General features: G+C 61.4%; 17 protein-coding genes. 2 read left to right on the top strand and 15 right to left on the bottom strand.

The window, feature by feature from the left end; all coding sequences use genetic code 11:
- Positions 1-41 precede the first annotated feature (41 nt).
- The 6 genes from ACTQV4_RS06745 to ACTQV4_RS06720 form a co-directional block, all read right to left on the bottom strand.
- A complete protein-coding gene (locus ACTQV4_RS06745; protein WP_154514825.1) occupies positions 42-848 on the bottom strand; it encodes a YebC/PmpR family DNA-binding transcriptional regulator in 807 nt (268 codons plus the stop codon).
- Between the two features lie 165 nt (positions 849-1,013).
- On the bottom strand, positions 1,014-3,197 hold the full coding sequence (locus ACTQV4_RS06740; protein WP_441540260.1) for a DUF6020 family protein: 2,184 nt from the start codon (positions 3,195-3,197) through the stop codon (positions 1,014-1,016).
- 146 nt (positions 3,198-3,343) lie between these two features.
- Entirely contained in the window at positions 3,344-4,165 is an 822-nt protein-coding gene (lgt, locus tag ACTQV4_RS06735) for a prolipoprotein diacylglyceryl transferase (protein WP_441056382.1), read from the bottom strand.
- A gap of 109 nt (positions 4,166-4,274) precedes the next feature.
- Positions 4,275-4,553: a NifU family protein gene (locus tag ACTQV4_RS06730; RefSeq protein ID WP_370450539.1), complete on the bottom strand. Its 279-nt coding sequence runs from the start codon at positions 4,551-4,553 to the stop codon at positions 4,275-4,277.
- Positions 4,554-4,741: 188 nt separating this feature from the next.
- Complete coding sequence (locus ACTQV4_RS06725; protein ID WP_154514829.1) at positions 4,742-5,266, bottom strand: deoxycytidylate deaminase; 525 nt, start codon at positions 5,264-5,266, stop codon at positions 4,742-4,744.
- Positions 5,267-5,354: 88 nt separating this feature from the next.
- Positions 5,355-6,206: a type III pantothenate kinase gene (locus ACTQV4_RS06720; protein WP_154514831.1), complete on the bottom strand. Its 852-nt coding sequence runs from the start codon at positions 6,204-6,206 to the stop codon at positions 5,355-5,357.
- Positions 6,207-6,512: 306 nt separating this feature from the next.
- Between ACTQV4_RS06720 and ACTQV4_RS06715 the strand changes: the two genes are divergently transcribed.
- Positions 6,513-8,216, top strand: a complete 1,704-nt coding sequence (locus ACTQV4_RS06715; protein ID WP_441569526.1) for an OPT/YSL family transporter — start codon at positions 6,513-6,515, stop codon at positions 8,214-8,216.
- A gap of 209 nt (positions 8,217-8,425) precedes the next feature.
- Complete coding sequence (locus ACTQV4_RS06710; RefSeq protein ID WP_441547049.1) at positions 8,426-9,565, top strand: DUF389 domain-containing protein; 1,140 nt, start codon at positions 8,426-8,428, stop codon at positions 9,563-9,565.
- A 63-nt stretch (positions 9,566-9,628) separates the two neighbouring features.
- Here the strand turns inward: ACTQV4_RS06710 and ACTQV4_RS06705 are convergent, their stop codons facing one another.
- The 9 genes from ACTQV4_RS06705 to ACTQV4_RS06665 all read right to left on the bottom strand — a co-directional run bounded on the left by ACTQV4_RS06705 (position 9,629) and on the right by ACTQV4_RS06665 (position 23,011).
- Positions 9,629-11,365, bottom strand: coding sequence for an aryl-sulfate sulfotransferase (locus tag ACTQV4_RS06705; RefSeq protein ID WP_441569525.1), 1,737 nt, complete (start codon positions 11,363-11,365; stop codon positions 9,629-9,631).
- Between the two features lie 304 nt (positions 11,366-11,669).
- Entirely contained in the window at positions 11,670-12,629 is a 960-nt protein-coding gene (locus tag ACTQV4_RS06700; protein ID WP_154514839.1) for a 3-hydroxyacyl-CoA dehydrogenase, read from the bottom strand.
- 280 nt (positions 12,630-12,909) lie between these two features.
- Complete coding sequence (locus ACTQV4_RS06695) at positions 12,910-17,691, bottom strand: acyl-CoA dehydratase activase-related protein (RefSeq protein ID WP_441569524.1); 4,782 nt, start codon at positions 17,689-17,691, stop codon at positions 12,910-12,912.
- Between the two features lie 11 nt (positions 17,692-17,702).
- Positions 17,703-18,413 carry a TetR/AcrR family transcriptional regulator C-terminal domain-containing protein gene (locus tag ACTQV4_RS06690; protein WP_441569523.1) on the bottom strand — a complete coding sequence of 237 codons (711 nt, stop codon included), beginning with the start codon at positions 18,411-18,413 and terminating at the stop codon, positions 17,703-17,705.
- Between the two features lie 120 nt (positions 18,414-18,533).
- Positions 18,534-19,391: an HAD-IIB family hydrolase gene (locus tag ACTQV4_RS06685; protein WP_441569522.1), complete on the bottom strand. Its 858-nt coding sequence runs from the start codon at positions 19,389-19,391 to the stop codon at positions 18,534-18,536.
- An 84-nt stretch (positions 19,392-19,475) separates the two neighbouring features.
- A complete protein-coding gene (locus ACTQV4_RS06680) occupies positions 19,476-19,814 on the bottom strand; it encodes a P-II family nitrogen regulator (RefSeq protein WP_118272958.1) in 339 nt (112 codons plus the stop codon).
- Positions 19,815-19,975: 161 nt separating this feature from the next.
- A complete protein-coding gene (locus ACTQV4_RS06675; RefSeq protein WP_441569521.1) occupies positions 19,976-21,253 on the bottom strand; it encodes an ammonium transporter in 1,278 nt (425 codons plus the stop codon).
- A 198-nt stretch (positions 21,254-21,451) separates the two neighbouring features.
- Complete coding sequence (locus ACTQV4_RS06670) at positions 21,452-22,471, bottom strand: putative ABC transporter permease (protein ID WP_441054908.1); 1,020 nt, start codon at positions 22,469-22,471, stop codon at positions 21,452-21,454.
- Positions 22,472-22,474: 3 nt separating this feature from the next.
- Positions 22,475-23,011, bottom strand: a complete 537-nt coding sequence (locus ACTQV4_RS06665; RefSeq protein ID WP_441040779.1) for an HD domain-containing protein — start codon at positions 23,009-23,011, stop codon at positions 22,475-22,477.
- Between the last annotated feature and the right edge of the window lie 17 nt (positions 23,012-23,028).

Genomic DNA, 23,028 nt, shown 5'->3' with positions numbered 1-23,028 from the left:
TTCATTATGCCCAGATATGCACGGCTTAACCCGTGCAGGCGCTACTCCTCCTCGAGGGCAGCGATGACCTCGTCGGTCATGTCCATGGTGCTGTAAACATCCTGAACGTCGTCGAGCTCCTCGAGACGGTCGATGAGGCGCTGGACCTTCTTGGCATCGGCGCCGGAGACCTCGGTCGGGGTGGTCGGAACCATGGTGGTCTCGGAGCCCTTGACCTGGATGCCCTGCTCCTCGAGCGCCTTGGAAACAGCCATGACGTCGTTGGCGGCGGTCCAAACGATCCACTCCTCGCCGGCGTCCTCGTAGTCGTCGCCACCGGCCTCGGCGATAGCCATCATGAACTCTTCCTCGTCACCGGCAGCACCGTTGGCGATCATGGTCTCCTTCTTGGCGTTCTCGTCCAGGATCTCCTTGGCGACGACGATCTGGCCCTTGCGCTCAAACTGGAAGGCGACGGAGCCGGAGGTGCCCAGGTTGCCGCCAGCGTGGGAGAAGGCGGAACGGACATCGGCGGCGGTACGGTTGCGGTTATCGGTCAGGCAGTCGACGTAGACGGCAACGCCGGCGGGACCATAGCCCTCGTACACGATGTTCTCGTAGACGGCGGCATCGGCACCCGAACCGAAGGCCTTGTCGATAGCGGACTTGATCTTGTCCTTGGGCATGGACTGAGCCTTGGCCTTGGCAACGGCGGCGGCGAGGCTGGCGTTGTTCTCGGGCAGCGGGTCGCCGCCGAGACGGGCGGCAACGGTGATGTTGCGGCTCAGCTTGGAGAAGAGGGCGGAACGCTTGGCGTCCTGCGCGCCCTTACGATGCTTGGTTGTGGCCCACTTAGAGTGTCCGGACATACGTGTCTCCTATCGGTTTCGACCTAAAGCCCAGCGCAGATGCTCGGGCAATATAAACAAACGTCGTTATGATATACCTACTGGCCTGCGAGATAAACCCCAAAATGAAGGCGTCGTGATGATGCAGCCCCTTGGTGCAAAGTAACCTGTCCCCTTTGCACCAAGTTAGAACCAGAGGAGGTCGCTGCGGGTAATGGTGGCGCCGATGGCGAAGGGCATGCAGGCGATGACTGGATACAGGTAGCGCATGTAGGTCGAGCCGTTGCAGGGACCGATCAGGCACACGGCGAGCACGCCCAGCAGCGGCACCCAAATGGCCAGCCCGCGCCACGAATGACGACGTAGCAGATAGACCACCACAGCGATCATGATCCACACATAGGTGGCCGAGCTCATGGTGAGCGAGATAAACGGGATGCGTTGTACTGCCACGCGATACAGGTTGATCAGGTGGTCGCACCAGCGCACAACCTTGCTATCGACCGGATGGAAGTCGAAGTACTTGAGGTTATCGGGCTTCGCCATGATCTCGGCACTGCGCGCCGTGCTGTAGACCCACGCATCGCGGGCACTCGGATAAAAGTAGCCGTAGTAGTTATTGATGAGCGCCGAGATATAGCACTCGGGATCCTTTTTGAACATCTGGGCCCACACCTCAAAATAGGCCTTGATGTCCTCCTGTGAGGCGTACTCGTTAAAACAGTTTTTTACGGCATCCGACTTGTCGGGGTTGTAACGGCGGCCCAGATTCTCGTACTTAAGCACCCGATCGATCGCAGCGCGTTCCTTATCGGTCACCAGACCGTCGCAGGGAGCTTCCTCAATCGTGCCGTCGTCTTTGACCTTGGGGTTAACGCCCGAATTAAGGCCGTCGTGCTTTTGGACGAAGCGCGCCGTCTGTTGAAACGGAATCGAGAGGATCTCGCGCTTGGAACCCGGCGTGATATCGTGCTCGGGCATAAAGACCTTGGTAAAGTACATGTTGGAGGCAAGGCAGAGCACGAGCACCGCGAGAACGCCGGCCCAGCGGAAGCGCGGCGTGGCGCATGAGGGTGCGACGCCAGACTGTTTGACCACGCGACGGGCCACATGCGCGTCCCAGGCGCAAAACGCCGCCGCAATCACGCAGGCCGCCAACGGAAAGACCAGGCCGCCATTGCGCAAAAACGTGGAACCCATGGCGCCCAGCACGAGCAACAGCCAGTCGTGGCGCGCAAAGAGCACAGGCGTGCGCTCGCCCGCGCGCTCGGCATTGACATCGCGACGGGGCAGGCCACATGCCACGAGCTTGACGGTCTGAACGAGCAGTACCAGAAACGCATCGGCAAACAGTACGTCTTTGGTCAGCAGCGCCGCGTAGTTGGAGAACATCGGCATAAACGCAAAGAACAGCAAGATGACGCCGCGGACCGGCAGGCTCACGCCCAGCTTGCGCAGCGACGATATGGAATAGGCCACGCAGGCGGCCGTGATGACAAATTGGGCGCAGGTGTAGATGGCAAGACCCGCATTGGCGCTATTGAATAGCGAAAGCCCCAGTTGCACACACGAGCCGATGATGGCCGTGTGCACCACCGGATGATGGCCGTTGAGTAGCACGTTGGGGTTAAGCAGGCGCAGGTAGTCGCTCGTGCCATTGGGGTAGTTGAACCATTGGCGAATCTGCGCGCCCGTATCTCCCATAAAGAGGCCGGGCAGCGAGGCGATAAGCGTGGGCGCCCAGACAATCATGAGCACAAGAAACGGCCCAACAAAAGGATGGACCGAGAGCACGGCGTGGGTAACACGCCACACGCGGCCAAAATGCGCCTCCGAAAACGGAATGCGGCGAGAACTCAACCAATCCAAAAACTCAAAAGCCAGATAGAAGGACACAATCGCCAGAAGCATCCAGCCCGCGCCGCCAATCCAGGCGCAGATAACGCGCGCCTTGTCGCCCAGCACAATCTCGGCCGAATCGGTGAGGTCGTAACTGCGGCCGAACACCATGCAGACGGCAAAGAACAGCGACGGCAGCACGACCGAGGGGCGCCAAGCGTCACCGCGGCCAAAGAACACATAGCGAAACGGCAGCGTGAGTAGGCAGGCCAGCGCGAGCAGCATCACAGCGTCGGTATGGCCGGCAAATGAGAGGAGTACCTCGTAGCACACGTAAAGCATGCCCGTCGCCTTTGGATCGATCGCCAGGACCGCGTTGCTCGACACCGGGGCGGGATCGATGGAAAACGCCGTGGTCGCCAGCAGGGCGAGCAAAAATGCGACGAGCGTCTGCTTGGCGGGATAGCGCTTAAACCAAACGATGCGGGCGGCGTCGCGCGCAGCCGTTGTGGAGAGATCGGAATCCTTCACAGTCCGAAAAGCCTTTCTAGAAACCTGCCAAAAAGGGACAGGTTTATTTTGGCAGGTTTTATCTGGGGAAACGTTACGGTTCTGTCATCGTTGCCTGGAAAAACCGCCACAAAGGCGCCTGTTCCCCTTTGTGGTGTATGTGGTGGTTAGGCGTCGAGATAGATGCGCTGGGGACGGTTGCGACGGAGGGCAAAAATGATGAGCGCCAGGCCCGCAATCACGAGCGGCAAACTCAGCAGCTGGCCCATGGTGATGACGCCGCCCAGCAGATAGCCCAGCTGGGCATCGGGCACGCGCACGAACTCAACGAAAAAGCGGACGATGCCGTAACCCATCACAAACACACCCATAAACGCACCCTGGGGCAGCAGCGGTTTTTTGCGGCTGAGCACCTGCAGAATGCAAAAGAGCACAATGCCCTCGAGAAATGCCTCGTAGAGCTGGGATGGATGGCGCGGCATATCGCCCGCGGTGCCGCCAAAGATCACGCCCCAGGGCAAATCGGTCGGCTTGCCCCACAGCTCGCCGTTGACAAAGTTGGCGCAGCGCCCCAGGCACAGGGCCAGCGGAGCACCGATAACGGCAAGGTCGGCGATGGTCCAGGCGTCGAGCTTGTACATACGGCACACGAGCACGCCGCCGATGATGCCGCCCACCAGGCCGCCATGGAAACTCATGCCGCCTTCGTTGGTGGCAAAGATCTCGAGCGGATGCGCCCAGTAGTAGCCGTCACCGTAAAAGATGACGTAGAACAGACGGGCGCCAATGATGAGGCCAAAGACCACACCAACCACGACACTCATCAGGTCGTCGACCGTAATGTCAAAACCCCAACGACGCTGCGTGCGGTACATGACGACCGCCGTGAGCAGAGCTCCGACCACATAGGCCAAGCCGTACCAGTAGATGGTGATGGGCCCCGCCGAAATGGCGACAGGATCAAGCATATGGTAGAGGTCGTTGAGCATATCGGTCCCCCTGCTCCCTACATACAAATGCGGCCGCGGGCCTTTCGCTCGCAGCCGCACATTTGGGCATGACGTCTATGCGGAGCACATCGCCCGCAGCTTTCGCTTCTCAGAACGGCGCATACTCGTCGTACAGATCCTCGGCCTCGCCGGAGGCATTGACCTGCTCGACACGCGTAACGCCGGGCACGTGCTCCTTGAGGATACGCTCGACGCCCATGGAAAGCGTCAGAGCGCTCATGGGGCAACCGGCGCAGGCGCCCTGAAGCTCCAGCTTGACGACGCCCTCGTCATCAACGCCCATATACTCCATGTCGCCGCCGTCGGCCTGCAGGTTGGGGCGAATCTCTTCAAGAACCTTCTTAAGCAGCTCTTCGTTAACAGCCACAGGGGCTCCTTTCTCACAATAACGCGGGCGCGCCCGCGGACAGAGCTATGTTACTACAGCCATGTACCCGCTCGCGAGCCGTCCATGCGCGCGGACACGACTTTCACGAGCAGTTAATTTGACAGTCAATTTGGAACGGGGCTTAATTAGCCGCTTTTGCCAACGCCCGGCGCTCGTACACGCTGCCGCTACTGCTGCGTTTGTTCCCCGGTACCAATGTGGACATCGACGATAACCTGGCGGAAGCTAATGCCACAGGAGTCGAGAATGCGGCGACTGATGCGGCCGTCGTCGGTGTCGGCGTACTTATTGTCCAGATAGACAACCTCGCCCACACCTACCTGCGCCAGGATTTTGGCACAGTCGTGGCACGGGAACAGCGTGACGTAGACCGTGGAACCCTCAAGGTCCTTGAGCGAGCCGCGGTAGTTGAGCACGGCGTTGGCCTCGGCATGAACTACGTAGTTATGCTTGTCCTGCAGCGGGTCATCGCTCGTGCCCCACGGGAAAAAGTCGTCGTTGAGCGCCGAGGGCGTACCGTTGTAGCCCACCGAAAGAATGCGGTGGTTGGTGCTGGCGATGCACGCGCCCACCTGCGTATTGGGATCCTTGCTGCGGCGCTGCGCGGCGATGGCCACGCTCATAAAGAACTCGTCCCAGCTAATAACGTCGCGGCGCTTGCCCGACGCGGTTTGATGAAGATCGTCCGACATGGCAGACACCTCCGAAATCGAAATAGTTTGGCCCATTGTAGCAGGTGAAAGGTGGGGCTGTTTCCTCCCGGCGCCGACGTTCTTGGCTTTATGCGCGGCGAGGCTTTTGGTTGATGCGGTACAGCTCGGCGAGACCCCGCAGCGTCAGCGCGTCGTCTACCGTCAGGCTGTGGCCGACCAACGCCGCGAGCGCCTCGGCATCGTCGCCGGTGATGACAATGGGCACGCTGCCCTCGCCTGCCGCCTTGGTCGAGCGCATCTCGGCAAGCACCATGTCGAGCATGCCGTCGATACGGGCAACCTCGCCCAAGACCACGCCCGAGCGCATGGCCTCGCGCGTGTTGCGACCGATCACATGCGTGGGTGCCGAGGGCTCGACTTGCGGCAGGCGCGCCGCAGCGGCCGAGAGCGAGCGAGCGCCGAGCGCCAGCCCCGGCGCGATAACACCGCCGACAAAGGTTCCGCGTGCATCGATGACCTCGATATTGGTCGTAGTGCCCAGGTCGATCACGATGCACGGAGAGCCGTAGACGGCACGGGCCGCCACGGCGTCGGCGATGCGATCGGGACCGATCTCGGCCGGGTCGTCGTAGTGCACGGGCATGCCGGTCTTAAGTCCCGGCCCCACGGTGAGCACGCGCCCCGTGCAGGTACGGGAAAGTGCCGCCTTCCACGGGCGCTCGAGCGCCGGCACCACGCAGCTCAGCACTGCTGCCGCGGGAACGAGCACACCAGGCATGCCCGCATCGGCTGCCAGTGCGCCCATGACCCGCGCGAGCCTCATGCGCGCCTCATCGGCCGTAATGCTCGGCGGCGTCGTGATCTCGCACGTCGCAAGCGGGCATTCCTGCGCCGCGGCCGAATCCTCGGCAAACAGACCAAAGCGAATGAACGTGTTGCCCACGTCGACCGTCAATATATATGCGCACCCATTAAGCATCGCCGGCGCTCCTTTCGTCTGCCCAGCAGTATATCGCCTACCCGAACCAGCCATCCCAGGTAGTCATTTTGGGACGGGGCTATTTTAGCTACCCCAATATGTCGGTTGATATTTGCCCCAATCCCAGATAATTCGTCGACTGTCAAAGGGTAGCTAAAATAGCCCCGTCCCAAAATGACTACCTTGCCGCTATACTGATGCGCGGTCGTGCGCGAGCTCACGCGGCGGCCCTTGGTAACCCGACTTCCCGCGCCGTATCCGTAGCGGCGCTTGCGGGGGAAGCGGATATACGCAAAGGAGTTCTATATGGGCAATCCCTCGAACCGCACCTCTATGCGCGGTCAACTCACGCTGCGCGGCGTCGTCATCGGCGTCCTTGGCTGCGTGATTATCACGGCAAGCTCGGCCTACACGGCCCTCAAGATGGGCGCCCTCCCCTGGCCGATCATTTTCGCTGCCGTCATCTCGTTGTTCTTCCTTAAGCTCATGGGCAATGCCAGCCTCAACGAGGCCAACGTTACCCACACCATCATGTCCGCGGGTGCCATGGTCGCCGGCGGCCTGGCGTTTACCATCCCGGGCGCCTGGATGCTGGGCTATGCCGACCAGATCAGCTGGCTCGACATGTTTATCGTGGCGCTCGCCGGCACCATCTTGGGCCTTCTGGCAACGGCGCTCATCCACCGTCACTTTATCGTGGACGCCGCGCTGGAGTTTCCCACCGGCAACGCCGCAGCCCAGACCCTGCGTGCTACCGAGGCCGGTGGCAAGACCGGCAAGCAGCTCTTTGGCTCCATGGCCATCGCAGGCATCTATAGCGTGCTGCGCGACGCCCTGGGCGTGGTGCCCAGCATGCTGTGCACGCTCAATATCCCCGGCGTGACCTTTGCCATCTACAACTCGCCCATGTTGCTGTCCATCGGCTTTTTGGTGGGCTTTGCCCCCGTCGCCTTCTGGTTTGCCGGCGCGCTGCTGGGCAACTTTGGCATTATCGTCGGCGGCACCGCTGCCGGCCTGTTCGATATTGTGACCGCGCAGGGTATCGTCAAGTCCTTAGGTATGGGCCTTATGATGGGCTTTGGCGTCGCCGTCGTCCTTAAAGACATCCTGCCGCAGGTCGCCGGTATCGTTCGCGGTCTTGCCGCCGACAGCTCCACCGACACCGACGAGCAGTCGCTCATCTCGGGCTCGCTTAAGCTCGACGCCGGCATCATCGGCCTGGGCACCGCCGCCATCGCCGTGATCATCGCCGTCGCGCTCGACCTTGGCCCCGTCCCAGCCGTCATCGTCACGCTGTTCACCTTTGTCACCACCATCATGAGTGCGCAGAGCTGCGGTCAGACGGGTATCGACCCCATGGAGATCTTTGGCCTCATCGTCATGCTCATCGTAGCGGCCTTCGCGCAGCTTGCGCAGGTCAAACTGTTCTTTATCGCCGGCATCGTGGCCGTGGCGTGCGGCCTTGCGGGCGACGTCATGAACGACTTTAAGGCCGGCGCCGTGCTGGGCACCAACCCGCGCGCACAGTGGATCGGCCAGGCCATCGGCGGCATCGTGGGCGCACTGGTCGCTGCCGCCGTCATAGTCGCGCTCGTCACCGCCTATGGTCCGGACGCCTTTGGTCCCGACAAGAGCTTTGTGGCCGCGCAGGCAAGCGTAGTCGCCACCATGGTCTCGGGCATCCCGAGCGTGCCGTGGTTCGCAGGCGGTTTTATCGCCGGCATCGTCATGTATTGGCTCGGCATTCCGGCCATGATGATCGGTCTGGGTGTGTACCTGCCGTTCTACATGTCGCTCACGGCCTTCTTGGGCTCCTGCGTCAAGCTCGCCTACGACAAGTGGGCCGCACACCGCGACGCCGGTGCCGGTCTTTCGGACAAAGAGAAGGCTGCCAAGGATGCTGCCTTCCAGGAGCAGGGCCTGGTCGTCGCCAGCGGCCTGTTGGGAGGCGAGTCTGTCGTTGGCGTTATCCTGGCGTTTGTCTCCGTCGGCCTGAGTCTGCTGGGCTAAACCCAACAACAACGTACCCGTACAGAGCGCAGGGTCGGAGACCATCCGGCCCCGCGCTCTGTATCTGTCGAAACACTCGGCCGCAACCGCATTTGACGTCCCCCTTACCTGCTCGTCTAAGTTTCACGTCAAGATGGCTGCCCCGCCCGCCACGGTGTAGAGTACATGCTGCGAGCGCACCCGCGTTCCTGCGGCAATACGAGGTGGACATGGAACTCGACAAACAACAGATCAAGCGACTACGCAAACGCCATCACCGGCGCCACGGCATTCGACCTGCCCATAGTGAGGCCCTGGAGAACACCGGCCGCTTCCTAAAGCGCGCATTCAACATTCGCGAGGGTCGCGCACCCTATCACGTGATTCGCAAGCGCTTTGTAAACGGGGCGCGGCTGACCGGCTCGCACTTATGCATCCTCATCATCGCCATGCTCATCGCGAGCATCGGCCTCGATATCGACTCGGACATTGCCATCGTGGGCGCCATGCTCATCTGCCCACTCATGGGGTCGGTCCTTGCCATGGCATATGGCATCGCCACGCTCGACCGCGAGATTGCCGTCGAGGCCGTCGCCGGCCTCGCGCTACAGATGGCCTTTTGTCTGATCACGTCTACGCTGTATTTTAAGCTCTCGCCCCTTGGCACCACCACGGCCGCCATCATCGACAACTCGACGCCCACTGTGTGGGACCTTGCCGTCGCGCTCGCGGGCGGCTTTGCGGGCGGGCTGGGCAACTCGCGTGACCAGGAACCTGCCACGCTTATCGCCGGCGTGGCCGTGGCGACCGCGCTCATGCCTCCCCTGTGCGCGGCGGGCTATGGCATCGCCATTGCAAGCGGGTCGCTTTTTCTCTCGGCGCTTTATGAGTTTGGCATCAACGTGGTCTTTATCGCACTGGCTGCCGAAGCCGTGCTGCTTCTTTTGCGCGTGCCGCTCAAGCGCGACCTGAACGGCGACGGTATTGTGACTGCTGAAGAAAACGCCGAGGTCAACGAGCTATCGCGCAAGGTGCGCCGCCGCATCATCGTGGGCACGGTGATCTTTGCCATCCCCTGCATTATTATGACGGCGGGGTCTATTGGCTCGGCGCAGGCCGGCGTGCAAGACGGCTACGGCGTCACTGAAACCACGCGCGAACTTGCGGCGGTGCTGCCGGGCTTTAAGGATTACACCGTCGCCGTCGAGACCTCGGCCGCCGAAGGCGACAAGGAGGGCGTTGTCGAGCGCCAGACTGTCGCTCGCGTAACGACAAGCGAGACGCTCGGGGCGCACGACCGCCGTGTTGCCCGCAAGCTCATCGACCTCAACGTACCCGAACTCGATCGCGTGGAGTTTGACGTGAAGTGATGCGGAACGTGAGGTAGGCCCGGTATGAGCGCGCGCAGCCGCGGGGCACAGCCAAGCGCAGCGCTACAGCTCGTACTTGTACACGCGGTAGATGTACTTCTCGGCTTCCATCTCGTACGTGGCAATGGGCAGTCCATAGCGATCGTACTCGGCAAAGGTCTTGGCTATGCCCGATGCCACGAGCATGCTATTCGAATCGCCGACGCGCTGCGCACTACTTACGTAACCTGAGAACGGCACTGCGATCTGGTCCACAAGCTCGTAGGTGCGCGCGGTCTCGTCCATCGTAAAAATGCGCCCAAACGAATGCGTTCCTTTGCTGTAGTCGGTCACTACCGCAGCGCCCAGCTGGCCCCAGTCGAACTTGGGATAGCTCTCGGCAACACCAAAGTTGTTGTCGTATAGCAGCACCTGGTAGCGGCCAGTCGCGGTCGTCTCGTCGTTTGGCAGATAGGTCACACTATGCTGGCCTGCGTTGAGCGAAAAATCGCCTTGAGCCTGCAGCAACTTGTCCTCAAAGCCCGAGCCGGCCCAAAACTCTGGCGAGCCCATAAGCCAATCGACCGTAGGCGTACCGTAGATATCCGTGAGCTTGATGACCGTTGAGGTCTCGCGCGAGCTGAGCAAAACGGTGCCGCCGCCGAGCCACTGGATCGTGTTGATGTGAATCCAATCCAGGTCGCCGTCCGAGGCAACCTTGGCACTTGCCTTGAGGTCGGGGAATATATCGCCCAGGTCCACGACGAGAGAAACGTCACCTGTTGTTATGTCGACCTTAATGATGAGGTCCTCTACATTAACGCGATCGTCCTTATCTTTTTTGGCAGCCGCGCGATCGACGTCCAAATCGGCTTCGGAGCCGGCGTGACTCGCCAGCACCAGCAGGTTGCCATCGTCATCGAAAGCGTAGTCGTGGTGTAGCTCGTAGTCGCCCGTGCTCCAGACGTTTACCACCTGGCCGATGGCGTTGATCTGGGCCATCTTGGTAGTCGAGACGCTCATGATCATGCTGCCGTCGCCCGGGAACAGCAGGCGGTGGCTGCGGTAGCCGACAATCGGCACCTCGCCGCGAATCTGGCCGTCGTTGTCGTAGAGGTACATAAAGTCGAGCTTGGACGAGTCGTTGCCCAAGATGGTAAAGAGACCATCGGCAAGCGGCGTATTGGACTCCCCCGACGTGACGGCGAGCTGCTCTTCTTCCTCGCCTTTGAGAGCCGGCGTCTTGACCGTGAACGTCGAGGTGCGGCTGATACCATCTTGTGCCGTGCAAGTGATGGTTACCGTGTTTTTGTGGTTGGGAATGAGGCCGATGACCTTGAACTCGTGTTCCGTGGCCGGCGCGTCGCCGCCGTGGGGCGTATGGGAAAACGCGGCGACCTTGGGCGCGTCACCAGTCTTTTTGCGACCGGCGACCTTGTAGGAGACGGTTACGGAATCCGTTGTCGCAAAGCGAACGTAGCAGCTCAGGGTATCGGTGCCAAAGGGATCCTGCGCGATAAACGGAGTGGTCTCGTTGTAGCCGCCGTCAGCGTACTCGGCATCGAGCCGCTCCTTGATGGCCGCCTGCTTCTCGACGTCGTAGGTCGCGACAATCTGCTTGTGGAGTTTCTTTTGCTCGTCAGTGAGCTCGTTGCTCGCAGTAGATGCGGCGCCCGTGCCGGCCCCGCCGACCGAGCAGCCCATGAGCCCTGTCCCGGCAAGCGCCAGCGCGCCCGCCGCACCCGCAAGAGCCTCTCGACGCGAAAACAGTCTGCTGTCCTTGTCACTCAATTCCATATCGTTACCGTCTTTGAATACCATTGTTGTTCCCTCATATACCACGGCGTTTGCCCAGCCCTGTCTAATTATGACTCACAGTTTAACAAACGCCCCTTAATGCAAGTTTAAGCTTGTAGCGATACGGAAACGCGGGGCACGAAGGGAATCCGCAATCCTTCCGCTCCCAAGTGATCAATCGGGGCGGCCGCGATGGTGCTCGATCCAGTCCACGGCAAAGTCGACAAGTTCGCGTTGGCGCATAAAGCGGATTGTCCCGTTGCCGAGCGGCGCTGCGGCGCACTGACACTGCAAATGATACGTTTCTCAATGTTGCCGAGGAATCTTTTTAGTACTTGAAGAAGCCCTCGCCCGAGCTTTCGCCCAGCTTGCCTTCGTCTAGCATCTGCTTGAGGACGGATGCCATGGCCTTAAAGTTGTAGGGCATCATCATCTTTTTGAGCAGCGGGCTCACCAAGCCCGGCACCTTCTGATACTGCATGACGATGTTATAGGCCGTCTGGATGCCCACGGTGTCGAACACGCGGAACGGGCCCTTGGGCGCGCCAGTGCCGCGCGTCCATGCGAGGTCGATGCTCTTGGGGTCGCTGACGCCCGAGACGTACAGATCAAGGCCCGAAAGCAGCCACGGCACCAGCATGGAATTGAGCAGATAGCCGTTCTTTTCCTTGTTGACGGGCAGGGCAAGCATACGGATGTCGCTGGCAAAGTCGACGAGCTCATCGAAATAGCGCTTGTCGGTCTGGTCCTGAGCCATGACCTCGGTCATGTTGTTCTTCCAGATGGAGTTGGCAAAGTGCAGCGACAGGTACTTCTCGGGGCGGCCGGTGTACTTGGCAAAGGTGCTCGGCAGCAGCGTGGAGGAGTTCGTCACGACAACGGTCTTTTGCGGGAGAACCGGGGCGAGCTTCTTGTAGAAGTCGATCTTTGCCTGGGTGTCCTCGGCCATCGACTCGATAACCAGATCGGCGTCGGCCACTGCCTTGGCAAGATCGAGCTCTAGCTTGAGTGTGGAGTAGGCACGCTCGACGGCGGCGAGCGCCGCCTCCTTGTCGAAGGGCTGGTCGCTATCGGCGATACCGGCACACCACTCGCCCGTGCCGTCCGCCATGCCCTCGATAGCCGCGATGTACTCCTCGCGCACATGATCGATCTTGGGCTGAGTGCGGCCGATGCTGCCCTCGCTGCGCAGCCAGATCGTCACATCGAAGCCGCAGTAGGCAGCCTGAAAGGCAATCTGGCTTCCCAACACGCCGCCACCGGCAACACAAACGGTCTTGTAGCTCATAGGAACAGTCCTCTCTTACGTAATTCCATGGATGTGTATTTATTCAACCGTAAGGATGACGCGCGCTAGAGGTGGGTTCCATAAACGGACGGTAATTTGCGGCGAACGGCTACATATGTTCATTATCTCAGGGTTCCGAGGGCGATTTTAGTGCCACTGAGACGTCGTTTTCGGAAGAGGTGATAGTTGGGCTGTTTACGTAACTTATGTCCAGAAAAAACGGGTGGTAGCCGGCACGGCTACCACCCGTTTGTCTCATATCTAGCACATAGCAGGCCAACTACTTCTTAATGCCGCGTCCCAGACGCTTGGCGACCGATGCAACGGCCTCCTCGCTGACCGAGCCACAGCTCACGCAGCCATCATGGGCACGCATCTGGCCGGTGACCTCGTCCATCGCGAGCGGCGCCACCTTCTCGAGCTTAAAGCCCTTACCGGCGCGCATGTTTTCCTTGGCCACGCTGATCATGAGCTTAATGCGGTTGAGCTGGTTGACCTCGGACGCGCCGGGGTCGTAGTCCACCGCGACAATGTTGCTCTCGGGGTGCTGACGGCGCAGCTCCTTGATCACGGCCTTGCCCACCACGTGGTTAGGCAGGCACGCAAAGGGCTGCGTGCAGATGATGTTGGGCGCGCCATGGTCAATCAGGTCGAGCATCTCGGCCGTGAGCAGCCAGCCTTCGCCCATGTTGTTGCACACCGAAAGCACCGTACGGGCCTTGTCCGCCATGGTGCCGATGCGCTCGGGCGCCTCAAAGCGGCGGGACTTTTGGAGCAGCTCCTCCACCGGCGTACGCATCCAGTCCACGAGCTTGATGAGCGCCTGCATACCAGCGCGCGTGGTTGCAGAGCTTCCGAGCTCATCCTTCTGCAGCTCGGCGTTGCTCATGGAGTACAGGAAGAAGTCGAGCAGGCCCGGCACCACGGCCTCGCAGCCCTCGCGCTCGATAACGTCGACCACGTGGTTGTTGGCTGTGGGGTGGAACTTGACCAAGATCTCGCCGACCACGCCCACGCGCGGCTTGGTGCCCTCACCCACGAGCGGCATGGTGTCGAACGCGCGGATGGCCTCGCGGCACAGCTTGGTGTAGTTGTGGCGGTTGAACTTGGGCGCCAGCTTGCGGGCGCGCGCCATGTACTCCTCGTAGAGTGCGTTGGCGGCACCGGGCGTAGCCTCGTATGGACGACAGCGATAAAGCATCTGCATCATCACGTCGCCAAAGAGCACCGCGTAGACTGCCTGCTTAAGCAGCGCCGGCGTAATCTTAAAGCCGGGGTTGTCCTCACCGAGCGCCACCGCCGAAAGCGAGATCACCGGAATCTCGGGGTGGCCGCTCTCGCGCAGGGCCTTGCGGATGAGTGCGATGTAGTTGGTGGCACGGCAGCCGCCGCCGGTCTGGCTGATAACCACGGCCGTCTTGGACAGGTCGTACCGGCCGCTCTCGATGGCCTCCATAATCTGGCCGGTCACCAAAATGGACGGATAGCAAATGTCATTGTTCACATAGCGCAGGCCGGCCTCGACGGCGTCGTGATCGGTCGAGGGCAGCAGCTCCAAGTTGTAGCCGGCACCGCGGAACACCTCTTTGACCAGGTCAAAGTGGATCGGCGCCATCTGCGGGCACAGGATGGTGTAGCCCTCCTCGCGCATCTGCTCGGTAAAGGGCACCTTGGGCCACGCGGTCGATGCGCTCTCGCGCTGAGCCTCGAACGTGTACTTGCGGCTCGCGAATGCGGGGGCATCCGTGGAGGGAGCCACCGGCGCGGCATCGCCCTGCTCGTAGGTCTCGCCCGCGGCCGCGGCCTCGGCCAAGCGCTCGGCCTCCTGGTCCTTAAGCGCGGCCATGAGCGAGCGGATGCGGATGCGCGCGGCGCCCAGGTTGGACACCTCGTCGATCTTGAGCACGGTGTAGATCTTGCCGCTGGCCTCCAGGATCTCCTGTACCTGATCGGTGGTCAGGGCGTCCAGGCCGCAGCCGAAAGAGTTGAGCTGGATCAGGTCCAGGTCGTTGCGCATCGTCACAAAACGGGCGACGGCGTACAGGCGGCTGTGGTACATCCACTGGTCGACGACGCGGATGGGGCGCTCGGGCTTCACCAGGTGCGCAAGCGAATCCTCGGTAAAGACCGCAAAGCCAAAGCTCGAGATAAGCTCGGGCAGGGCGTGGTTGATCTCGGGGTCGTTGTGGTAGGGGCGACCGGCGAGCACGATGCCGTGACCGCCATGGTCCTCGACCCACTTAAGGGCCTCCTCGCCCATGGTCTGGATGTCCTCGTGGAAGCGCGCATCGGCCTCAAAGGCAGCGTTGACGGCGGCATCGACCTCGGAGCGCGTGATCTTGGGACCGCGCACGCGACCGCGACCGGCCTCGGCATCGGCCACGCGGTCGACGGCAAGCACCTGGTACAAGCGGCGCTTGAGCTCGGTCTTGTCGTGATAGGGCACAAACGGGTACAGGAACTCGATGTTCTGCTCACGGATCTCGTCGATATTGAGTGCCAGCGCCGTGGGGTAGCTCATGACGATGGGGCAGTTATAGCAATTGCCAGCCGTCGGATCCTCCTTGCGCTCCCAGCGCACGCACGGCATCCAGATAAAGTCGACATCGCGGTCGATAAGGTTCATCACGTGGCCGTGGCTCATCTTGGCCGGATAGCACACGCTCTCGGACGGCATGGACTCGATGCCCGCCTGGTAGGTCTTCTTGCTCGACTGGTCGGACAGCTGCACGCTAAAGCCCAAGCGCGTAAAGAACGCGTGCCAGAAGGGGTAGTTCTCGTACATGTTGAGTGCGCGCGGGATACCCACGGTGCCGCGCGGGGCCTCGTCGGGGCTCAGCACCTCGCGATTAAAGAGCAACTCGTTTTTCTTTTTGAAGAGGTTAGGGGCCTCGGTCTTTTGCTTTTTGTGGCCGGCGCCCTTCTCGCAGCGGTTGCCGGTAATGAAGCGCCTACCGCCGCCAAAGTCGTTAACGGTGAGCTGGCAGTTGTTGGAGCAACGGCCGCAGCGGACGTGCTTTTGCGTCACAGTGAGGTGCGCGATGTCCTCGGCCGAAAGGATGGTCGAGGTGCCGTCGGCGCCAGCGCGATCACGGGCGAGCAAGGCCGCACCATAGGCGCCCATGCAGCCGGCGATGTCGGGACGCACGGCGTGAACGCCGGTGAGCTGCTCAAACGCGCGCAGCGTGGCATCGGACATAAAGGTGCCGCCCTGGACGATCACCTGGTTGCCGATCTCCTTGGGATCGCGCAGCTTAATGACCTTGAACAGGGCATTTTTGATGACGGAATAGGACAGACCGGCCGCGATGTCGCCCACCGTGGCACCTTCCTTTTGCGCCTGCTTAACACGCGAATTCATAAAGACCGTGCAGCGACTGCCCAGGTCCACCGGAGCCTTGGCATGGATGGCTGCGTCGGCGAACGCGCGCACGTCCATGTTCATAGAGACGGCGAAGCTCTCGATAAAGCTACCGCAGCCCGACGAGCAGGCCTCGTTGAGCATGATGTGCTCGATAACGCCGTCCTTGACGCGCAGGCACTTCATGTCCTGGCCGCCGATGTCCAGGATAAACTCGACGCCGGGCAGGAACGCCTTGGCGCCGCGCAGGTGCGCGACGGTCTCGATCTCGCCGGAGTCGGCCTTGAGGGCCTCGATGAGCAGCGCCTCGCCGTAACCCGTGGTGGTCACGTGGCCGATGGTGCAGCCGGCGGGGATGTGGTTGTAGAAATCGGCCATGATGACCTTGGCCGTACCCAGGATGTCACCGTTGTTATTGCCGTACCAGGTATGCAGCAACTGGCCGTCCTCACCCACAAGCGCGGCCTTCATGGTGGTGGAACCGGCGTCGATACCGATGAACACGCGACCGGTGTAGCCTTCGAGCTTGCCCTTGGGAACGACCTCGGTGTTGTGGCGGGTCTTGAACTCGGCAAAGTCCTCGTCGGTGGCAAAGAGCGGATCCAGACGCTCGACCTCGGCGCCCTGTGTGTCACCCAGGGCATCGATGGCCTCGATGAGCTGCGGGAACGTGCTGAGCTTATTGGACTCGTGCGCCATGGCGGCACCGCTCGCCACAAACAGGTGAGCATTTCGGGGCACGATGCGGTGCTCCTCGTCCAGGTTGAGCGTGAGGTAAAAGCGATGGCGCAGCTCGGAGAGATACTGCAGCGGGCCGCCCAGGAAGGCGACGTTACCGCGGATGGGACGGCCGCACGCCAGGCCCGAGATGGTCTGGGTCACGACGGCCTGGAAGATGGAGGCGGCCACGTCCTCGGGGCGGGCGCCCTCGTTGAGCAGCGGCTGGACGTCGGTCTTGGCAAAAACGCCGCAGCGGCTGGCGATGGGATAGATGGTGGTGGCGTTGGCCGCGAGTTCGTTAAGGCCGCTGGCGTCGGTGTGCAGCAGGGTTGCCATCTGGTCGATGAACGCACCCGTACCGCCGGCACAGGTGCCGTTCATGCGCTGCTCGATGCCGTTATCGAAGTAGATGATCTTGGCGTCCTCGCCGCCCAGCTCGATGGCGACATCGGTGGCCGGGATGAGGGTCTCGACGGCGCGCTTGCTGGCGATGACCTCTTGGACAAACTCCAGGTCGAGCCACTGGGACAGCAGCAGGCCGCCCGAGCCGGTAATGGCGCAGGTCATTTGGACCGTCGGCAGCACGGCCGCAGCGCCCTCGAACAGGTCGCGGGCGCAGGCGCGGACGTCGGTGTGGTGGCGCTGGTACTTGGCGTAGACGATCTGGTTGTCATCGTTGAGCACAGCGAGCTTAACGGTGGTGGAGCCCACATCGATGCCCAGGTGCAGGTTGCCGTGGGCGTTGTCGGGGTTGAAGATTGCGCCTTCGGGGGCGTGGGCGGTGGCTACGGGCTCGGCGGCGGTGGCGGGCTCGCTAGCGACGGACGTCTCCCCTACCGAGTTCTTGGCATCGGCAACTGCCTCGGCAACTTTCTCGGCAGCTGCGGTCGCGGCCTTCTGCGCGGCGTCCACCACGGTGGGCGCAGCCTCGCGTGCGGCGGCGACCATGCGGTCCTTGATGCCCTCGACGAGTTTGCTCATTGTCTCTCCTCTTAGTTGTTGGACTCGACGGTTGCGGGGGTGTCGGCCGCGTCCTCGAGCTGCAAGTTCAATAGCTTCATGCCGTACTCCGGCACGTTGATATCGATGGGTTGGCCATACAGGTCACCAGGGCGCACAAAAGCGAGCACCGTCATCATGCGCGCCATGGCCTCGGGCGATTCGGTGAGCCCACGCTCAAACCAGCGCTGAATCATGCCGACCTCGGCACTCACGACGTAGGTGACGTAGTAGTCAAAGAACGTGCCCAGCGCCAGGCCCAAAATGCCCGTCTGCGCACGCGGCACCACAGCCTCACGCGCGGTGTCGATAATCCTTTTAATGAAGGCCTGGTCGCCGCCCGGACCCAGCAGAGCACCGATCAAGTCGCGGTTGGCCGCAAGATAACGCAGCAGCTCAACCGAACCGGGCGCCGGCTCGAGCTCATCGATGTTGTGATAGAGATCGGGCAGCCGAGCTGCGGTGATGAGCTCAATACGCTCACGAATCTCGGCCAGCAAGCCGTCCTCGATTTGATTGATAAAGTCGAGGATATCGCGGTAGTGCGAATAGAACGTGCGGCGCGTGAGGCCAGCACGCTCGGTGAGCGAAGCGACGTTAATGCGCGAAAGATCGCCGCTTTCGGCAAGCTCGCTGGCAAGTGCCAGGCGAAGGGCACGCTGCGAGCGAAGGGACCGGCGATCGCATTTCTCGAGCTGGGACAAGCGTCCTCCTTGTTACTCAGCCTGTGCGCTATTGCACAGTGCGAGTATTATTGCACACCGTGTGTATCAACACGTAAAGGCAATATTTGGATGCGACGAAGTGACAGTCCCTTTGTCACATTATTCGATGATGGTGCGGGAATTTTGCTTGCGCATGGTGGCGAGCATGTGTTTGGGGACGGCGTGGACCATGCAGCTGCCGATAGTCGCGCTCGCGGCGGCCTTGGCCGCGTCACTGCCGTTTTTGGTCGCGTAGCTGTGGCGGAAACGCTTGAGCATGGCGATGTCGTTGCCGCCGTCGCCGTAAACCGCGACCTCGTCCTCGGCAATGCCGTAGTAGCCCGCCAGCCAGGCCACACTCTCGCCCTTGTTACACGCCACGTCCGTGATCTCGAACATCACCGGATCGAACGGCGCGTTGACCACGCGGTCCGAGCGCTCGGCCAAATACGCCTTAAGGTCGCGCTCCAGCTCGGGCGAGGTCACGCGACAATTGATCTTGCATACGTCATGGCGCAGGATGTCACCGATCGACTGGTCGAAATATTGCTCCTCGTGATACCCCCCACGTGCACGCATGCCGCGCATCACGATGCGCTTGATAGGACTGTCCTTTTTAAAGCCCGCCTGGTGCATCTCGAACGAACCGCTCGAGAACATGCCGTCGGGCGTGGAGCAGTCGAAGCAAATGTCCGGGAACGCCTTGAGCAGCTCCTCGGTAACCTGCGGGTCGATGGTCCAGGTCTTGAGCACCTCGCCATGGCTGTTGCGCACGATGGACCCATTGGAGCAGCAGGCGTCGAGTGCCAGACCTGTAAAGCCATGTTCGCCGATCGGCAACGTCGAGCGCCCGGTCGCGGGAACCACATGCAGGCCAGCCTCGGTCAGCTCGCGAATGGCACGGCGGATGGTCCCATCTGCCTCGTGCAGGGCGTTCAGCAGCGTTCCGTCTAAGTCACTCGCAAACATCTTGATCATGGGCATGCCTCTCCTTCGTCTGCACGATATTGTAGACGAGAACGGGCGCGCCCCAAGAGAGGCACACCCGTCAGGCGGTCGATTCTACACCGCGGCGGGGCCGTGTTCGCCGGTGCGGATGCGGATAACTTCCTCGACCGGCTCGACCCAAATCTTGCCGTCGCCGACGGCGCCGGTGCGGGCGGCGTTGCAGATGATGTCGACAATGCCGTCAACATGCTCATCGGCGCAGATAAGGGTGAACTGTACCTTAGGGATCGTGTTGACAAGCAACTCGTTGCCGCGCACGTATTCCTTCCAGCCATGCTGCGCGCCGCAGCCCTGCACCTGGTTAATAGTCATGCCACAAACATCGGCAGCAAACAGCGCATCTTTAAGAACCTCAAGCTTCTCGGCACGAACGATCGCCGTAATCTTCTTCATAATGAATTCCTCTCTTTTCTTTAATAAAGAAATGAACCGCTCATTCATGTGGCACGGGTTTTCCAGGTGCCCGAGATTGCCCCGAAAGAGGAGCGCCGCGTACTTCGGTACGCAAGCGACGGTTTGAGGGGCAAGGTCGGGTGCCTGGGAAAGCCGTGCTGCTAATCGAGCCCAGAGAACGAAGGATACGCGCTCTCGCCGTGCTGACTCGCATCCAAGCCCAGCGCCTCGTCTGCCTCGTCCACGCGCAGGCTACCGTGGAAGAGCGCCTTGACCACCGCGGCGATCACCAAATCGAGCACCAGTACAAGAGCGACCGTCACCACAATGCCCAAGATCTGCGAGATGAGCAGCGACACGTCGCCCGTGTAGAACAGACCGCCCTTACCGGTCCACGAGAGCTCAGGCACGCAGAATAGGCCCGTGAGCACGCCGCCCAAGATGCCGCCGATGCCGTGGCAGCCAAACGCGTCGAGCGCATCGTCGTAGCCAAACTTGGTCTTAAGATGGCTGATAGCCAGGTAGCAGACAGGTGATACGATCAGGCCCATGACCAGCGCTGCCCACGGCTCGACAAAGCCCGCACCCGGCGTGACCACCACAAGGCCCGCAACCAGACCGGTGCTGGCACCCACCAGCGTGGGGAGACCGGTGCGCACGCGCTCAACGGCAAGCCACGAGACCATGCCCGCCGCGCTGGCCGTCACGGTGTTGAGGATGGCGAGCGCGGCCACGGCGTCGGCCTTAAACTCGCTGCCGCCGTTAAAGCCAAACCAGCCAAACCAAAGCAGGCCGGCGCCCAGCGCCACAAACGGCACGTTATGCGGGCGGTAGCTCACCATGCCAAAGCCGCGACGACGGCCGAGCATTAAGCAGAGAATCAGGCCCGTGAGACCGGACGAGATGTGCACCACGTCGCCGCCCGCAAAGTCGAGCGCGCCGATGATGTCGCCGATAAAGGAACCCTCACCGCCCCAGACCATGTGGGCGAGCGGCGCATAGACCACGAGCAGCCAAATGCCCAGGAAGGCCGTCATGGCACCAAACTTAACGCGGCCGGCCAGGCTGCCCGTGACGATAGCAGCCGTGATCATGGCAAACGCCATTTGGAAGGCGATGTTGATGATTTGAGGGTAGACGGCACCGTCCGCAGCATTGCCCTCGGCCGCCTGCAGCACCTGGTTGAGCACCGGCAAGCACAGCAGCTGGTCAAGGCCTCCAATAAACGGGCTCGAGCCGTCGCCGCCGTAGGCCAGCGACCAGCCGGCAACAATCCACAGCACACCAACCAGGCCAATGGCGCCAAAGCACATAAGCATGGTGTTGATGACATTTTTGCGCCTGGACAGGCCGCCATAGAAAAACGCCAGACCCGGTGTCATTAAAAACACGAGCATGGTACAGATGAGCATAAACGTTGTCGATCCCGTATCGTACATTCGCTCCCCTTTGGTCGCATGAACGTTGTCGGCGCCCATAATGCGGCCGAGGGGCAACTGGTGTAGACCAGATACGGCGTTGTTAAACGCTGCGTTGTCGAATGGAAACGGTGCCGCAATCTTGGAAACGGCACGGCAACGGGCGCGAAACGAACGGGAAATACGCGAGCAAGGGAGCCGTGAGCGTGCCCGTCCCGGCTAGCGCCGAAACAGCTCGTGAGCGCGGTCGCGGAGATTAGTTGCTCGAATGACGCCCTCGTAGCGATTGATGCGCAAGCGCGGGAAAGCATTGAAGAAGCGCAGGTCGCGACGGCTGAGCGACACACTCGGCACCGGACGGCTCATGCGCTTACCGGCAAGGCGACGACTGAGCGACGGACGCGGCATGCTCGGCGCGGCATCGGCCACGCGGCGGGCGGCAAGCGCCAGGCCGCGAGCACCATCCGAGATAAACGTCGGCATCGAAGCCTTCTCACGAAGGGCATCGAGCGCCGCGTCGCCCAACTCGGCCAGCCACGCGTTAACGGCGCGGCTACGGATATGCGTCTGCGCTACCGAGTCGATCGTCGAATCGGGAATACGTTCGAGCATGGAGTCCGAGGCATCGGCAAGCGACTCATTGATGCGGTCGGCAAGGTCGGCGCGCACACGCTCCAGCTGATCGGACAGGCGACGCCAACTGGCCAAAGAGCACACCGCGTCGACCATCATCGCGACCGCGACGATAAAGGCGGACAGCCGCACAATCAGCACCGGCAGATGGCCAAGCAGTCCCAGCAATGCCGGCTCCACTAAACGACAAATGCACAACGCGCCCAGGCCAAACGCGCAGGCCCAGTACAGGCAGATACGTCCGTGCAAGTTAAACGGCAGGTGCGAATAGTCCCAAAAGCGTGCGCCCGTTGTTTTTTCCAAAAGAAGGCCCACACTGTACTCGATTACACTGCACACAAGCGCCGCGGCGACAAATTGGCTCGAGGCATCCGGAATCCCGCGCAGCAAAAGCCAGCAGGCTATGCCGCCCACACCATAGATAGGGCAACACGGCCCCAGCAAGAATCCGCTGTTGGCAAAGCGTCCTTGGTTGAGCATGGCGCAGACTGTCGACTCCCATGCCCAACCGCAAAACCCGTAAAAGGCAAACGAGAGCACCAGTGCCGAGAGCGGACAGGCGGCAAGCGTCGCGCCGTCAAATGCCATGTCGATCGCGGTCCCCACCGTCTACCCTCTCCTCTTTTCGTTCGATTCTTCACTCACGCCATCGTCTGCCTCGTCCTTGCGCGGCAGACGGCCGGCGATCGTCTCGCGCAGAGCACACCATTTATCCGCCAGGCACACAATCCATGCCTCACGACACGTCGGCGGCACTGGCACCAGCGGAAACATATGGCGCACGATAATATTCCGCTCGCGCGACGTCAGCTCAAAATCTTCCTCCGCACGCGCCAGAGCAAAAAACGGATGCCGAAAGCCATGCAGCCGATGGCTTGGGTCGGGATCGTGCCAGTCATAAAGAAAGTAATCGTGCAGCAGGGCCCCGCGCAGCAACGAGGCGCGGTCGACGGAGATACCGACACGGCCCAAGCGCTCGGCAAAGGACAGGCTCGCCCGCGCTACCGAAGTCACATGTGCATAGACCGTCACATCGCCATGCTGGATAAACTCGCGCGTCAGGTCCAGACGGCCCGCCTGCGCCAGTTGACGGGCAGCATGGTCTACTTCGCACGCGATTTTCTCGGCACGAACGACATCGGACATGCTGCCTCCTTCCAGCG

The sequence above is a fragment of the Collinsella sp. LCP19S3_B11 genome (assembly GCF_052121915.1).
Classification (GTDB): domain Bacteria; phylum Actinomycetota; class Coriobacteriia; order Coriobacteriales; family Coriobacteriaceae; genus Collinsella.
This window is presented reverse-complemented; position numbering and strand designations above follow the sequence as displayed.

What these genes read in the sequence shown, in the direction of transcription:
- ACTQV4_RS06675 (WP_441569521.1), bottom strand. Translation starts at nt 21,253, where the DNA reads ATGTACGATACGGGATCGACAACGTTTATGCTCATCTGTACCATGCTC.
- ACTQV4_RS06685 (WP_441569522.1), bottom strand. Translation starts at nt 19,391, where the DNA reads ATGATCAAGATGTTTGCGAGTGACTTAGACGGAACGCTGCTGAACGCC.
- lgt (WP_441056382.1), bottom strand. Translation starts at nt 4,165, where the DNA reads ATGCTCAACGACCTCTACCATATGCTTGATCCTGTCGCCATTTCGGCG.
- ACTQV4_RS06745 (WP_154514825.1), bottom strand. Translation starts at nt 848, where the DNA reads ATGTCCGGACACTCTAAGTGGGCCACAACCAAGCATCGTAAGGGCGCG.
- ACTQV4_RS06705 (WP_441569525.1), bottom strand. Translation starts at nt 11,365, where the DNA reads ATGGTATTCAAAGACGGTAACGATATGGAATTGAGTGACAAGGACAGC.
- ACTQV4_RS06665 (WP_441040779.1), bottom strand. Translation starts at nt 23,011, where the DNA reads ATGTCCGATGTCGTTCGTGCCGAGAAAATCGCGTGCGAAGTAGACCAT.
- ACTQV4_RS06725 (WP_154514829.1), bottom strand. Translation starts at nt 5,266, where the DNA reads ATGTCGGACGATCTTCATCAAACCGCGTCGGGCAAGCGCCGCGACGTT.
- ACTQV4_RS06715 (WP_441569526.1), top strand. Translation starts at nt 6,513, where the DNA reads ATGGGCAATCCCTCGAACCGCACCTCTATGCGCGGTCAACTCACGCTG.
- ACTQV4_RS06680 (WP_118272958.1), bottom strand. Translation starts at nt 19,814, where the DNA reads ATGAAGAAGATTACGGCGATCGTTCGTGCCGAGAAGCTTGAGGTTCTT.
- ACTQV4_RS06700 (WP_154514839.1), bottom strand. Translation starts at nt 12,629, where the DNA reads ATGAGCTACAAGACCGTTTGTGTTGCCGGTGGCGGCGTGTTGGGAAGC.
- ACTQV4_RS06720 (WP_154514831.1), bottom strand. Translation starts at nt 6,206, where the DNA reads ATGCTTAATGGGTGCGCATATATATTGACGGTCGACGTGGGCAACACG.
- ACTQV4_RS06710 (WP_441547049.1), top strand. Translation starts at nt 8,426, where the DNA reads ATGGAACTCGACAAACAACAGATCAAGCGACTACGCAAACGCCATCAC.
- ACTQV4_RS06695 (WP_441569524.1), bottom strand. Translation starts at nt 17,691, where the DNA reads ATGAGCAAACTCGTCGAGGGCATCAAGGACCGCATGGTCGCCGCCGCA.